The sequence below is a fragment of the Umezawaea sp. genome (genome assembly GCF_057122925.1).
On sequence record NZ_DBNGPQ010000093.1, the window covers coordinates 53,723 to 67,100 of the forward strand.

The following is a 13,378-nucleotide window of genomic DNA, read 5'->3' on the forward strand; positions in this document are numbered from 1 at the left end:
ATGACCGTGCTGCTACGCGAGGCGATCGGTGATCGGCTCCGCCATGCCCGCACCACCCAACGCCGCACGCTGCGCGAGGTCTCCAGGACCGCCCGTGTCAGCTTGGGGTACCTGTCCGAGGTGGAGCGTGGCCGCAAGGAGGCGTCCAGCGAACTGCTGGCGGCGATCTGCGAGGCGTTGGACCTGCCCCTGTCCGAACTACTGAACCGGGTCGCCAGCGACATGGGCGCCCTGGAGCCGGTCACCAGCCCGGCGGCGCTCACGAAGCGTCCCGAACCCGCCAAGGCGGGGCTGGAACCGAGTCTCGACCCCGGCACCCTGGTGCCGGCGGTGGTCGGAAACGACCTGTCCGACCTGCGGCTGCAGCCCGTTCTCAGCCACAGGCTGTCCACCTCGATCAGTCCACCACGCGGTGCCGTGGTGGCGGCCTGATCCACACACGCGATCACAGCGCCGAGCGGGGGACACCCCGTCTCGGCGCTGTCGCATACAACGAGTTGGCCACGCCGGGTGGGGGTTGCCGACCATCCCCGCACGCGACGGGGCAGGATTGACCACGCCGACGACGAAAGTCGCGGGGCGGTCTCAGGGTGATCCCGGATATCTCCCCAGGTCGGTGGAAGCAGCGCGGCACAACTGACACGATGGAACCAACACCGGCACCGGGTCGTTGCCAATCACGAGCGCGAGCCAGGAAGTACGGAGAAGGCAGGCGTAGGAGATGGCCAACCCTTTCGTGAAGGCGTGGAAGTACTTCATGGCGGCGTTCTCGTCGAAGATCGATGAGCACGCCGACCCGAAGGTGCAGATCCAGCAGGCCATCGAGGAGGCACAGCGGCAGCACCAGGCGCTGTCCCAGCAGGCGGCCGCGGTCATCGGCAACCAGCGCCAGCTCGAAATGAAGCTCAACCGCCAGCTCGGCGAGGTCGAGAAGCTGCAATCCTCCGCCCGCCAGGCGTTGGTGCTCGCCGACGAGGCCAGGGCGAAGGGCGACGAGAAGAAGGCCGGGGAGTTCGAGAACGCGGCCACCTCGTTCGCCACCCAGCTCGTCACCGCGGAGCAGGGCATCGAGGACCTGAAGACGCTGCACGACCAGTCGCTCCAGGCCGCGGCCCAGGCGAAGCAGGCCGTCGAGCGCAACGCGATGGTCCTCCAGTCCAAGCTCGCCGAGCGCACGAAGCTGCTCAGCCAGCTGGAGCAGGCGAAGATGCAGGAGCAGGTCTCCTCGTCGCTGCGCCAGATGACCGAGCTCGCCGCACCGGGCAACACCCCCTCCCTCGAAGAGGTCCGCGACAAGATCGAGAAGCGGTACACCACCGCCCTCGGGTCCGCGGAGCTGGCGCAGAACTCCGTGCAGGGCCGGATGCTGGAGGTCCAGCAGTCGACCACGCAGATGGCGGGCTCGTCCCGCCTGGAGCAGATCCGCGCCTCGATGGGCGGCGGCAAGGTCGCGGGCGAGGTCACCAGCGGTTCGTCGGCAGGCAGTGCCGCGAGCATCCAGCAGGAGATCGCCGCGCGCGTGCAGCAGTCGCAGCAGACCCAGCAGATGCCGCAGCAGAACCCGCCCGCTAGCCAGGGCTGACCGGGGGCGTAGATGAACCACGGGATGGGGCCCCGCAAGAAGACCGCGGGAGAGATCGCGCAGATGGTCGGCGGTCAACTTCAGGGCCCCGTCGCGGACCAGGTTCGCCGACGTCTGGACGCCTGGAACAACCCGGTGGCCAAGCTCGACCGCCGTCACCGGCGGGCCGGGCGGGCGATGACCGTCTGGTTCAGCCTGCTGGCCGTGCTGAGCGTCATCGGGTTGTTCACGTTCCTCGGCGTGTTCGAGGTCGGAGTGGGCGTCGGGGCGGCCGTCGGCGGGGCGGTGGTCGCCGTGCTGGCGTTCCGAACCGGGTCCAAGATGCGACAGCTGTCCGCCGCGAAGCAGAAGCTGGCGCTGACGGCACCGCCACCGCGCGTGCCGCTGCCCTCGCACTCCTCGGCGGCCAGGCAGCCCATGCAGCGGCTGGAGGACGCCGAGGAGACGTTGCAGGAGCTGCTGCGCCAGCTGGACTCGGTGTCGCTGACCTCCGTGCCGTCGGAGTCGGTGGACCAGGCCAGGGCGACCAGCGTGGAGGCCGCGGCGGCGATCCGCGCGGTGTCGGCTCAGTTGCAGGCCGTCGAGAGGGCCAGGGACACGGCACCGCCTCTGGACCGCGCACCCCTGATCGAGGGCGTGCGACGGCTGCGCGGGCAGTTGGACGAGGGCGTGGACGGGTACTGCGCGCTGGTCGCGACCGCGGGCCGGGCCTTGGCCGCGAGCACGGCGGTGGACAACCGGCACGCCCTGGTGGACGCGACCGACCACCTGGCCGGCCTGGCGTCCGCTTTGCGCGATTTGTCGCGTTGACACGTTCCGGGGTGGCCGCGGCTTCCAGCCGGGTGTGGCCGATGTGACCTGGGGCCCCTGGACTTGACCCTTTGATCGGGCTGAGGGGCAGGTGGTGGCAACCTGCCCGATCAACAAGGGTAAGGATCGAATCCCCTGGGTAAAATCGGCCACGGTCCAGGGCGCCCGCCTCATTTTCCCAGGTCAATAGGCCCTTGTCGCTGCTTGTGGTCTGTGGTGCTGAGTGACCGCTCGCTGTGGGGTTCCGGACCGCGTGGCCGATTTCACTGGGGGATTTGAGCCTTCAAATTGATGATCGGGCAGGCATTCAGGGCCGCACCTCGTCCCGATCAAAGGCTCAAATGAGGGGTCCCCAAGTCACATCGGACACAAAGTCCCGATCGCCTGCGGTGATCCCGTTCTTGACGTGCGCACCGACGAGACGGCGCTCACTCCTGGTCACCACCCCCCGCCCCCACCCTCATCTCAAGATCCACGCACAGTAAGCTGAGTCAAGCGCTCCCCCCGCCCATCGGCTCGGGACCATCTGCTCGCACGCCACTACGTCACCAAGCGTAGTCAAGTTGGCCCGAACCTGTGGTTCAACCGAACAATCTTAGTGCCTTCGTGTGATTATCAGACCGTTATATAGCCTTATTGGCTACTTGGCGTGGCAGGATTCCGAAGTCGGACAGGGGCGTCCGGCCGAGCTGCCGGGAGGGCATTGAGTGGCGTTGTGGACCGTGCACGGCGATGGTCGGGTCACCGACGATGAAGCCGTGGCCGCACAGGAGCGGTTGAGCTGGCCGCTCACGATGAGCTTCGGCGCCCAACACCTGGTGGCGATGATCGGCGCTACCGCCGTGGTCCCCGCCGTCACCGGTTTGCCCGTCAGCACCACCCTGCTCTTCTCCGGCCTCGGCACGCTGCTGTTCCTCCTGCTCACGCGCAACCGGGTGCCCAGCTACCTCGGCGCGTCGTTCGCGTTCATCGCCCCGCTGGCCGCGTCCCGCGAGGACGGTGTCGCCGCGCAGCTCGGTGGTGTGCTGGTCGTGGGCCTGCTGGTGGTCGTCGTCGGCATCGCGGTCAAAGCGCTGGGCGTTCGGCTGATCGACTCGGTGATGCCGCCCGTCGTGACCGGCGCGGTGGTCATCCTCATCGGACTCAACCTGTCGCACTCCGCCACGGACTCGTTCTCCAGGCAGCCGCTGCTGGCCGCCGTCACCATGGGCTTCATCCTGCTGGCGGGCGTGCTGGGGAAGCGGCTGGTCTTCCGCCTGTCCGTCCTCTTCGGCGTGGCGGCCGGCTGGGTGCTGGGCGGTCTGCTCGGCGAGATCCCCGCCGACCGGCTCCGCGCCCTGCGCGACGCGGCCTGGGTGGGGCTGCCCGACTTCCAGACGCCCGAGGTGCGGCCGTCGGTGACGCTGCTCTTCCTGCCCGTCGTGATCGTCCTGGTCGCCGAGAACGTCGGGCACGTCAAGGCCGTGGCCGCGCTGACCGGGCGGAACCTGGACGGCAGCGTCGGCGACTCGATCATCGCCAACGGACTCTCGACCCTCCTGGGCGGTCTGGGCGGCGCGTCCGGCACCACCACGTACTCCGAGAACATCGGGGTGATGGCCGTGACCAAGGTGTACTCGACGGCGGCGTGCGCGGTGGCCGCGTGCGGGGCCGTCCTGCTGGCGTTCTCGCCGAAGTTCACCGCGGCCATGGCGACCGTCCCGCCCGGTGTGCTCGGCGGCGCGACCCTCGTCCTCTACGGCTTGATCGGTCTCATCGGCTTCCGCATCTGGATGGACAACAGGGTGGACCTGACGAACCCGGCCAACGCGCTGGTCGGTGGGGCCGCGCTGGTGGCGGGGGTCGGCGACCTGACGATGAAGCTGGGCAGCATGGAGCTCGGCGGCCTGGTCTGGGGCTCGCTGCTGATCGTGATCCTGCACCCGGTGATGCGCTGGCTGGGGGCCGCGCGCCCGGCCCAGCAGGGGCGGCCCTCGTAGCCCGGTGGACGTCTACCGGCCGACGAGGGCCTTGTTGACCCGGTGCACCAGCCCCGGCCCCTCGTAGATGAACCCGGTGTACACCTGCACGAGGTCGGCCCCGGCGTCCACCATCCGCAGGGCGTCGTCCGGGCCGAGGATCCCGCCGACGCCGATGATCGGCAGCCCGCCGCCGGTCTCCTTGCTGACGAACCGCACCACCTCGACCGCCCGCGAGGCCAGCGGCCGTCCGCTCAGCCCGCCCGCCTCGCCCGCGAGCCCCTGGTCGGCCGCGGCGAGCCCGTCGCGGCCGAGCGTGGTGTTGGTGGCGATCAGCCCGTTGATCCCGTGCTGGTCGCACACCTCCAGCAGCTCCGCGATGGCGTCGTCCGTCAGGTCCGGGGCGATCTTCACCAGGATCGGCTTCCGCACGCCCCCCTGCGCCAGCTCGTCCGCGGTGGACGTCAGCTCGCCCAGCAGTTCGGTCAGGGCGGTCCGGTCCTGGAGGCTGCGCAGGCCCGGCGTGTTCGGCGAGCTGATGTTGACGGCGAAGTAGTCTCCCCGGCGGTACAGGGTCCGCAGCGAGGCGCGGTAGTCCTCCACGGCCTCCTCGACCGGGGTCACCTTCGACTTGCCGAGGCTGATGCCCAGCGGCACCCTCAGCGGCCCCAGCCGCTCCAACCGGTCCGCCAGCGCCTGCGCGCCCGCGTTGTTGAAGCCCATCCGGTTGATGATCGCTTCGCTCTCGCGCAGCCGGAACAGCCGCGGTCGCGGGTTGCCGGGCTGCGGGTGGCGGGTCACGGTGCCGACCTCGACGAACCCGAACCCCATCGCCGCCCACGCGGGCAGGGCGCGGCCGTCCTTGTCCATCCCGGCCGCGAGCCCCACCGGGTTCGGGAACCGCACGCCGAACACCGTGCGCTCGTTGCGGGTGCCCGTGCTGAACCGCAGCGCCGGGCTCAGCCGCGACAGGGCGCCGAGGGTGGTCTCGTGGACCCGCTCCGCGTCCCCGCCGTGCAAGCGGAACAACGCCCCGCGGATCACGCGCTTGTAGACCACCGAACGACCTCCTGGAAGTAGACCCAGGTCAGCCTACTGTTGGCAGGTCGGGCACCAGTACGAGATCCGCGCCATGTAGTCGTCGCCCTGGGTCTGCACCCTGATCCGGTCGCCGCACCGGCGGCACGGCTTGCCACCGCGCTCGAACACCCAGTGCTGGTTCCCGCGCCCCCGCTGCCCGGTCGTGCTCTGCTCCGGCGCCCACGCGTTCGCGAGCAGCAGCTTGCGCGACAGCTTCACGGCCTCGACCGCGTTCACCGCCGACACCGGCGCCCACGGCGACGCGCCCAGCAGGAAGCACACCTCGGTCTTGTAGAGGTTGCCGACGCCCGCCATCACCCGCTGGTCGAGCAGCGCGGGGCCCAGCTGCCGCGTCGGGTCGGCGCTGAACCGCCGGACGGCCTCGTGGAGGTCGGCGTCCGACCAGTCCTCGCCGAGCAGGTCGGGGCCGAGGTGGCCGACGAGCGACTTCTCCTCGGCCGTGGGCAGCAGTTCCATGTCGTGCAGGGCGAACCCGATCGCGATCCGGTTCTCGACCTCGATGATCGCCCGCACCTGGTGGGCGGGCCGCTGCCACTTCTGGCCCGGCCGGTAGAGGTGCCAGGCGCCGTCCATCCGGAAGTGGCTGTGCAGGCTCAGCTCTCCGGAGAACCGCATGAGTATGTGCTTGCCCACCGTGTGCACCCCGAGCACGGAACGCCCGCTCAGGGCCCCGGAGGGCAGCCGTGGATGGCGCAGCTCGGCACGGAGCAGCGCTTTGCCGGCCAGCGCCTCGTTGAGGCGGTGGCCTGCCAGGAAAACCGTGTCACCCTCTGGCACTGGTGTCGAACGCCACCTTCAGGCCGAAGCCGATCAGGACGGACGCCGTCAGGCGCTCCGCCCACTCCTTGACGCGCGGCCTGGTGAGCACGACGGCCGCCCGTCCCGCCAACCAGACCACGACGAGCTGCCACAGCTGCCCGATGCCCACGTGGATGCCCACCAGCAGCGCCGCCCAACCCGTCGCGGTCGTGTCGGTCGGCAGGAACTGGGGGAGCAGGCTCAGGTAGAACACGCCGATCTTGGGGTTGAGCACGTTCGTGGTGAAGCCGATCCGCAGCGCCTGGGCCGGCGTCATCCGGACGGGCTCGCCCTCCTCCGGGGCCGACCGCCCGCGCCACGACCTCCACAGGGCCGACCCGCCGAGCCACAGCAGGTACAGCGCGCCCGCCCAGCGCACCACGTCGTAGGCGAACCGCGACGCCACCAGCAGCGCGGTGAGGCCCGCGACGCTCGCCGCGCCCCACACCAGGCAGCCCAGCGTCGTGCCGAACCCGCCCACGACACCCGCTCGACGGCCCCCGCCGAGCACCGTGCGCAGCAGCATCGCGGTGTCCAGGCCGGGCGTGATCGTCAGCAGGACCGCGGCGGTGCAGAAGGCGAGCAGGGCGGCACCGCTCACGCGTCGACCGCTTCCTGGATCTCCTCGTCGTCGAAGTCGCGGTGCACGGCCCGCCGCCTGCTGCGGCTGACCCGCAGCACCCGCGCGAGCAGCAGGTTGAACGCGAGCGCGACCTCGCGGGCGCCGGGCGTGCCCCACTCGTGGATCGGCATGCACGCGCCCTGCGCCTGCTGGACGGCCAGCCGGTCCGGCAGCGCGACCGGCATCACCAGCGGACCGAAGATGTCGCGCAGCTCGTCGATGCGGAACTGGTGCTCGTGCGAGCGCGGCCGGACCCGGTTCACCACGACGCCGAGCGGCTGGAGGTCGGCGTTGTTCTCCCGCTCGTTCTGCACGGCCTCGAACGCCCGCTGCACGCCCGCGACCGCGAACATCGTCGGCTCGGTGATCAGCAGAGCCCGGTCGGCCGCGACGAGCGCGGAGCGGGTGAGCTGGCCGAGCGACGGCGGGCAGTCGAGCAGCACGAGCTGGTACGGGTAGTCGTCGTCGCGGTCCTTGAGCAGGCCGAGGGCTTCGCGCAGCCTGCTCAGCCTGGTCTGGCCGGGGTCGGGGTGGTTGAGCGACTCCGCGTCCTCGGAGCCGGTCAGCACGTCGACCCCCTCGCCCCACGTGCTCGGGGCGATGGCCCGCTCCAGCACCTCCAGCGTGGGTTCTCTCAGGACGTCGTAGATGGTCGCCTCGGTCTCGGCGGGTTCGAGGGTCGACGTGGCGTTGCACTGCGGATCCAGGTCGATCACCAGCGTCCGCACGCCCCGGCGGAGCGCGGCCGAGGCGAGACCGAGCGCCACCGTCGTCTTGCCCACGCCACCCTTGAGGCTCAGCACTGCGACCGTATGCACGGTGTGCAGCCTACGGTCTTTACCAGATCGGGGAAGAACGTCGGTCGCCGCCCGACCGCCGGAGCGGACGGTCGAGGCCGTGTTCCAGGCTCTACGCTCTACGACCATGCGACCGGACGCCGTACACAGGGTGCTCGACGCCGAGCTGATCGCCGCGCGGGAGCGCCGGGGCGGGGAACCGCCCAGGGTGCTCGACGTCGGTGGCGGCACGGGCGTCTGGGCCGTGCCCCTCGCCGTGGCCGGGTGCGCCGTCACGGTCATCGAGCCCAGCCCGAACGCGCTGGCCACGCTGCACCGCCGGGCCCGCGAGGCCGGGGTGCCCGATCGCATCACCGCCGTCCAGGGCGACACCGACGCGCTCGGGGACCTCGCGCCCGCGGGCGAGGCCGACCTGGTCCTCGGTCACGGGCTGCTGGAGGTCGTGGACGACGCCGCGGTGGCCGCGTCCGCGCTGGCGGCGGCCGCCGCACCGGGTGGCGCGGTGTCCGTGCTGGTGGCGAACCGGTTCGCGGCCGTGCTGCACCGGGCCATCGCGGGACGCCTGGTCGACGCCCGCCGCCTGCTCGACGACGCCGCGGGCCAGCTCGCGGGCACCAAGGACCCGCTGCTGCGCCGCTTCGACATCGACGGCCTGGAAGCGCTGGTCATGGCCACCGGCCTGAAGGTCGAACTGCTCCAGGGCTACGGCGTGGTGTCCGACCTGGTGCCCGGATCCGTGCTGGAGTCGAGTCCCGGCGCCGCGGAGGCGCTCGCGGAGCTGGAGCTGGCGGCGGCCACGCGGTCCCCCCTGCGGGACGTCGCCGCACGCCTGCACGTCCTGGCCCGCCGACCGGCGTGAGTGAAATTTTCCTTCGTAAATCTTGTGAGGAAAGCGTTGGTCAGCGACATTAGGACCAGTGAAGGCCGCGGACGTGTCGACGTAGGGATCGGTGGATGGGTTTTGTCGAGGGCCCTCGGGAGCCGGCCGACCCGGTCTTAGAGGAACTCTCCAACCACGACGTCGACCGCTACTTCAGGTCGGGCGTGGACGAAGCGCACCGCGTCCGGGTCGACATGCTGCTGCACCAGCACTTCCGCGAACGCGGACTCGCCGACGGGGTGTCCAAGATGGTCCTGAACCAGCTCCTCGGCTACGGCCTGGAGTACGTCAAGGGCCTGGTGCGCTCCGGGGGGATCTTCGCGAGCTCCAGCAGGCAGGGGCGCGGCGTCCTGCGGCAGAACGTGCCGCCGCACGACGTCGAGGACCTGTCCAGCGAGGTCGTGTGGGACGGGTTCGAGATGTTCCGCGACCGCGGGCTGATCGGCGGCAGGTGGTCGCCGTACGACGGCCTGTCGCTCAAGCAGTACTACTCCAACGCCTGCGTCCTGACCTTCCCGAACACCTACCGCAGGTGGCAGCGGGGCAGGCGGGACTGGGTGGACGTGGAGCTGCTGGACGCGTGGTCGACCGTGGACCAGCTCCAGGCCGACCGGTCGGCCGAGGACACGGTGGTCACGCAGGCGGTGCTGGATTCGCTGTTCAAGCACATCGGGCACGGTGACGGCGCGCTGCTGGCACTCGTGCGCGGCGGGTACAGCCCCGCTGAGATCGGAGAGTTGATGCGGCTCAAGCCCCACACCGTGGAGGTCCGCATCTCGCGGGCGCGCGCGGTGGCCCGCCGGTACCTCAGCCGTGAAGGGGGCCTGTGATGGCTTCGTCGCCGATCGACGTCAGCGCTGAGCGGCACCGCAGGATCGTCGACTCCGAGGAGACCCTCGGCGGGTCCTCGCTGGGCGAGGTGGGCGCCGCGAGCCTCGTGAAGCGCGCACAGGGCACCAAGCTGGACGAGCTGGTCGCCCGCGCGGCCACCGGCAAGGCCGTCACCCCGGTGGAGCCCTCGATCGCCGTGCTGTCCGCGCGTCCCGACGACCTGGCCGTCGAGGTCGCGCTGGCCATCGGTGGCGACCGCGCGGCGGTGGAGCGCCTGCTCGGCTCGATCCGCCCGCTGGTGGTCCGCTACTGCCGCGCCCGCATCGGCCGCCAGGAGCGCTCGTTCGCCTCGGCGGACGACGTCGCCCAGGAGGTGTGCCTCGGTGTGCTGACGGCGCTGCCGTCCTACCGGGACCAGGGGCGCCCGTTCCTCGCATTCGTTTACGGCATCGCGGCGCACAAGGTGGCGGACTCGCACCGCGCGTCGGCCCGCAACCGCTCCGAACCGGTTCCGGACGTGCCGGACGGTCCCGAGGCCGAGCCCGGTCCGGAGCAGCGGGCCGTGCGCGGGGAGTTGTCGCGCGAGATGGCGGCGCTGCTCAAGGTCCTGCCGGAGAAGCAGCGGGAGATCCTGCTGCTGCGGATCGTCGTCGGCCTGTCCGCCGAGGAGACCGCCGACGCCGTCGGGTCCACGCCCGGCGCCGTGCGCGTCGCCCAGCACCGCGCCCTGACCCGCCTGCGCAAGGTGATCGACCCGGCGGACGTGCGGGACCGCGTCTGATCGACCCCGCGACCAGGTCGTTCCCCGGTCGCGTCCGATCAGTTCGCGTTCCTCCTCCGCAGAATTGCGGATAATAACCGCGTCATTAATTGTGTGCGATTAACGACGGCAAGTCGTTCCTGGTGAATCGCAGTCTTTCGATACCGGGTAGAGTCGCAATGGCCGCATTCATATTCCCTATGGATTCAATTTGCTTAAGAAAATCTCGTGAGTGTCGTCTTGTTTGGGGACATGTCCATAGGTGAACGTGGAAATGTCGTCGACGTAGGGATGGGCCGATGGGTGATCTCCTGGAGTGGTCCCAGGAGTCGAGGCTGGGGACGGCGCTACCTGGGGGTGCGTTGCCCGGCTCGCAGATCGGCCGGTTCGTGGGGAATGAATTGGTGACTGATGCAGTGCGCGTGGGTTTCCCGGACTTCGGCCGTGTTGGGCCGCTGAAATGCGGCGAAACCGCGTTGAGCAGCACGCACGCTGGGACCGTGCGCATTTCCAGGGCTCGTACGACCGCTCGTGCGCACATGAATTGCAAAGGGGGCCTGTGATGGCGGGTATTGGCAACGCTGTTATTGGGGCTGATCGTCCATCCCGCAACGACCTCCGCATCGGATCGGTGGCGCGCACCCCGGAGAAGGGGGGCGAGCGCGAACCGGAACCCGGAACGGACGACGTCGCCGCGGACGTCGTCGCCGCGATGAGGGGCGACCGGAAGGCGGTGGACGCCCTCCTGAGGGTGATCCGACCGCTGGCGGTCCGCTACTGCCGCGCCCGCATCGGCCCCCAGGAGCGCTCGTTCGCCTCGGCGGACGACGCGGCCCAGGAGGTGTGCCTCGCGGTCCTCAAATCCCTGCCGTCCTACCGCGACCAGGGGCGTCCGTTCCTCGCGTTCGTCTACGGGATCGCGGCGCACAAGGTGGCGGACGCGCACCGGGCGTCCTCGCGCAACCGCTCCGAGCCCGTCGCGGACGTGCCGGACCTCCCCGAGACCGACGCCGGTCCCGAGCAGCAGGCCCTGCGCGGGGAGCTGTCGCGCGAGATGGTGGAGCTGCTCAAGGTCCTGCCGGAGAAGCAGCGGGAGATCCTGCTGCTGCGGATCGTCGTCGGCCTGTCCGCCGAGGAGACCGCCACCGCCCTCGGGTCGACCCCCGGCGCCGTCCGGGTGGCGCAGCACCGGGCGCTGACCAAGCTGCGCAGGACGGTCACCCCCGACCAGATGCGGTAGGACGGGAGGCATGGGGGATCCCCGCCGGTTCTACGACGACCTGGCCGCCACCTACCACCTGGTCTTCGGCGACTGGGACGCGAGCGTCGCACGGCAGGCCGCGGCGCTCGCCCCGCTGCTCGCGCCGGGCTCACGGGTGCTGGACTGCGCCTGCGGCATCGGCACGCAAGCGCTTGGCCTCGCCGCGCTCGGCTACCCCGTGACCGGCTCGGACCTCAGCCCGGCCGCGGTGGCGCGCGCCGCGCGGGAAGCCGCGTCGCGGTCGCTCGCGCTGCCGGTCGTCGCGGCGGACATGCGGGCGCTCCCGTTCGCCTCCGGGAGCTTCGACGTCGTGCTGGCGGCCGACAACGCCGTGCCGCACCTGCTGACCCCGGCCGACGTCGCGGCGGCGGCACGGGAGATGCGGCGGGTGCTCCGGCCCGGCGGCGGGCTGGTGCTGTCCACCCGCGACTACGACACCCTCCGCCGCGACCGGCCGCAGGCCACGCCACCGCGGCGCAACGCGGACGGAACCGTCACGTTCCAGCTGTGGACCTGGAACGCGGAGGGCACCCACTACGACCTGGAGCTCTTCCAGGTCGAACCGCGCGGCGACGGGTGGACCACCGCGGTACGGCGGGCGACCTGCTGGGCGATCACCCGCGCGGAACTCGGCAGGCTGCTGGTCGAGGCGGGCTTCACCGACGTGCGCTGGCCGGACACGGACTTCTTCCAGCCCGTGCTCAGTGCTGCCAGCGGGTGACGGCCACCACCTCCTCCGGCGTCGAGTCCGCGAACAGTGCGACCTCGCCGCGCCGCACGTCCACGACCGTCGCCACCAGTTCCCGCCCCAGCGCCCCGGCGAGCACCCCGTCGGCCTCCAGCGCGTCCGCGGCCTCCTCCAGCGACGACGGCAGCCTCGGCACGCCGTCCAGCCCGGCCGGGTCGACGTCGAGCGGGTCGGGCAGCTCCCCGCCGCCCGCCAGCCCGGCGGACAGCGTCGCGGCGATCACCAGGTACGGGTTCGCCGACAGGTCGAACGACTTGACCTCCAGGTTGGCGTTCCCTCCCGCGACCAGCCGCAACGCCGTCTCGCGGTTCTCCAGGCCCCACGCGGCGAACGGCGCGGCCCAGTGCGAGGGGACGAGCCGCAGGTAGCTCGCGACGGACGGCGACCCGATGGCCGTGAGCGCGGGCAGGTGCTCCAGGACGCCCGCGGTGAACCGCTCCGCCTCGGGGGACAGGCCGAACCGGCCCACCCCGCCGGTGAACAGGTTCCGGCCGTCGCGCCACAGGCTCAGGTGCAGGTGGCCGCCGTTGCCGACCCCGTTCACGGCCACCTTCGGCGAGAACGACGCCCGCATCCCGTGCCGCAGCGTCACGGCCCGGATCGTCTCGCGCACGAGCACCGCCGTGTCGGCCGCCGCGACCGGGTCCGACGGCGCCGTGGACACCTCGAACTGGCCCGCCGCGTACTCGGGGTGGAACTGCACGACCCGCACGTCCTGCGCGAGCAGCGCCCGGAGCAGCTCGGCGCAGTAGTCGGACAGCTCGACCTGGCGGGCGTGGCCGTAGGCGGGGCCGGACGTCGCGGGCACGAAGTCGTCCGTGCCGCCCTTCCCCACGGCCCACTCGACCTCGAAGCCCGCCTTCGCGGCGAACCCGGCGTCGGCCAGCCGCTCGACCGCCGCCCTCGCCGCCAGGCGCTGGTCGAGCGCGTAGGGCCTCCCGTCCTGGTGGTGGCGGTCGGCGGGCGCCCACGCCCAGCCCGGCTGCGCGGCGAGCGCGGTCAACCGGCCCAGGTCGGGGTGCAGCCGCAGGTCACCCACCGGGCCGCCGACGAACCGGCCCTCGATGATCGTGTCCTGGAGCAGGAAGACGTCGAACACCGGCGAAGCGCCGACCGCCCCGCCCAGTTCCCTCAGCGGGACCGACTTGACCCTGGTGACGCCGCTGTTGTCGACCCAGGTCAGCGCCACGGCTACGACGCCCAGTTCTTCGAGGTGCGCGGTGTCCATGC

At 71.2% G+C, this 13,378-nt stretch carries 14 protein-coding genes; 9 read left to right on the forward strand and 5 right to left on the reverse strand.

What is annotated here, in order from left to right:
• The 4 genes from AC156L_RS21005 to AC156L_RS21020 all read left to right on the forward strand — a co-directional run bounded on the left by AC156L_RS21005 (position 1) and on the right by AC156L_RS21020 (position 4,371).
• On the forward strand, positions 1 to 432 hold the full coding sequence (locus AC156L_RS21005; protein WP_330875904.1) for a helix-turn-helix domain-containing protein: 432 nt from the start codon (positions 1 to 3) through the stop codon (positions 430 to 432).
• 289 nt (positions 433 to 721) lie between these two features.
• Positions 722 to 1,582 (forward strand): PspA/IM30 family protein, encoded by an 861-nt coding sequence (locus AC156L_RS21010; RefSeq protein ID WP_330875903.1) that lies wholly within the window; start codon positions 722 to 724, stop codon positions 1,580 to 1,582.
• A gap of 12 nt (positions 1,583 to 1,594) precedes the next feature.
• Positions 1,595 to 2,392, forward strand: coding sequence for a phage shock envelope stress response protein PspM (gene pspM / locus AC156L_RS21015; protein ID WP_330875902.1), 798 nt, complete (start codon positions 1,595 to 1,597; stop codon positions 2,390 to 2,392).
• Positions 2,393 to 3,150: 758 nt separating this feature from the next.
• Positions 3,151 to 4,371 carry a uracil-xanthine permease family protein gene (locus AC156L_RS21020; protein WP_330875901.1) on the forward strand — a complete coding sequence of 407 codons (1,221 nt, stop codon included), beginning with the start codon at positions 3,151 to 3,153 and terminating at the stop codon, positions 4,369 to 4,371.
• Positions 4,372 to 4,383: 12 nt separating this feature from the next.
• On the opposite strand, the gene AC156L_RS21025 is transcribed toward AC156L_RS21020, so the two are convergent.
• Genes AC156L_RS21025 through AC156L_RS21040 form a run of 4 tightly spaced genes read right to left on the reverse strand, consistent with a single transcriptional unit; the run spans position 4,384 to position 7,689 of the window.
• Positions 4,384 to 5,409: a quinone-dependent dihydroorotate dehydrogenase gene (locus AC156L_RS21025; protein WP_330875900.1), complete on the reverse strand. Its 1,026-nt coding sequence runs from the start codon at positions 5,407 to 5,409 to the stop codon at positions 4,384 to 4,386.
• A 33-nt stretch (positions 5,410 to 5,442) separates the two neighbouring features.
• Positions 5,443 to 6,228: an Fpg/Nei family DNA glycosylase gene (locus AC156L_RS21030; RefSeq protein ID WP_330875899.1), complete on the reverse strand. Its 786-nt coding sequence runs from the start codon at positions 6,226 to 6,228 to the stop codon at positions 5,443 to 5,445.
• Positions 6,215 to 6,850 (reverse strand): LysE family translocator, encoded by a 636-nt coding sequence (locus AC156L_RS21035; protein WP_330875898.1) that lies wholly within the window; start codon positions 6,848 to 6,850, stop codon positions 6,215 to 6,217. Before AC156L_RS21035 ends, AC156L_RS21030 begins: the two co-directional genes overlap by 14 nt.
• Complete coding sequence (locus AC156L_RS21040; RefSeq protein WP_330875897.1) at positions 6,847 to 7,689, reverse strand: ParA family protein; 843 nt, start codon at positions 7,687 to 7,689, stop codon at positions 6,847 to 6,849. The genes AC156L_RS21035 and AC156L_RS21040 overlap by 4 nt, the downstream gene beginning before the upstream one ends.
• A 106-nt stretch (positions 7,690 to 7,795) precedes the next feature.
• On the opposite strand from AC156L_RS21040, the gene AC156L_RS21045 reads away from it, so the two are divergent.
• From AC156L_RS21045 to AC156L_RS21065, 5 genes are all read left to right on the forward strand, one after another.
• Complete coding sequence (locus AC156L_RS21045) at positions 7,796 to 8,527, forward strand: class I SAM-dependent methyltransferase (RefSeq protein ID WP_330875896.1); 732 nt, start codon at positions 7,796 to 7,798, stop codon at positions 8,525 to 8,527.
• 95 nt (positions 8,528 to 8,622) lie between these two features.
• Positions 8,623 to 9,378, forward strand: a complete 756-nt coding sequence (locus AC156L_RS21050) for an RNA polymerase sigma factor (protein ID WP_330875895.1) — start codon at positions 8,623 to 8,625, stop codon at positions 9,376 to 9,378.
• Positions 9,379 to 9,578: 200 nt separating this feature from the next.
• Positions 9,579 to 10,160 (forward strand): sigma-70 family RNA polymerase sigma factor, encoded by a 582-nt coding sequence (locus AC156L_RS21055; RefSeq protein WP_330875959.1) that lies wholly within the window; start codon positions 9,579 to 9,581, stop codon positions 10,158 to 10,160.
• A gap of 610 nt (positions 10,161 to 10,770) precedes the next feature.
• Positions 10,771 to 11,379: a sigma-70 family RNA polymerase sigma factor gene (locus tag AC156L_RS21060; RefSeq protein WP_330875894.1), complete on the forward strand. Its 609-nt coding sequence runs from the start codon at positions 10,771 to 10,773 to the stop codon at positions 11,377 to 11,379.
• Between the two features lie 10 nt (positions 11,380 to 11,389).
• Positions 11,390 to 12,121 (forward strand): class I SAM-dependent methyltransferase, encoded by a 732-nt coding sequence (locus tag AC156L_RS21065; RefSeq protein WP_330875893.1) that lies wholly within the window; start codon positions 11,390 to 11,392, stop codon positions 12,119 to 12,121.
• Here the strand turns inward: AC156L_RS21065 and AC156L_RS21070 are convergent.
• Positions 12,102 to 13,376: a glutamine synthetase family protein gene (locus AC156L_RS21070; RefSeq protein ID WP_330875892.1), complete on the reverse strand. Its 1,275-nt coding sequence runs from the start codon at positions 13,374 to 13,376 to the stop codon at positions 12,102 to 12,104. The genes AC156L_RS21065 and AC156L_RS21070 overlap by 20 nt on opposite strands.
• Positions 13,377 to 13,378: the final 2 nt, after the last annotated feature.

Excerpts from the sequence above, each read along its gene's own strand:
- AC156L_RS21005 (WP_330875904.1), top strand. The coding sequence starts at position 1 with ATGACCGTGCTGCTACGCGAGGCGATCGGTGATCGGCTCCGCCATGCC.
- AC156L_RS21010 (WP_330875903.1), top strand. The coding sequence starts at position 722 with ATGGCCAACCCTTTCGTGAAGGCGTGGAAGTACTTCATGGCGGCGTTC.
- pspM (WP_330875902.1), top strand. The coding sequence starts at position 1,595 with ATGAACCACGGGATGGGGCCCCGCAAGAAGACCGCGGGAGAGATCGCG.
- AC156L_RS21045 (WP_330875896.1), top strand. The coding sequence starts at position 7,796 with ATGCGACCGGACGCCGTACACAGGGTGCTCGACGCCGAGCTGATCGCC.
- AC156L_RS21050 (WP_330875895.1), top strand. The coding sequence starts at position 8,623 with ATGGGTTTTGTCGAGGGCCCTCGGGAGCCGGCCGACCCGGTCTTAGAG.
- AC156L_RS21065 (WP_330875893.1), top strand. The coding sequence starts at position 11,390 with ATGGGGGATCCCCGCCGGTTCTACGACGACCTGGCCGCCACCTACCAC.
- AC156L_RS21070 (WP_330875892.1), bottom strand. The coding sequence starts at position 13,376 with ATGGACACCGCGCACCTCGAAGAACTGGGCGTCGTAGCCGTGGCGCTG.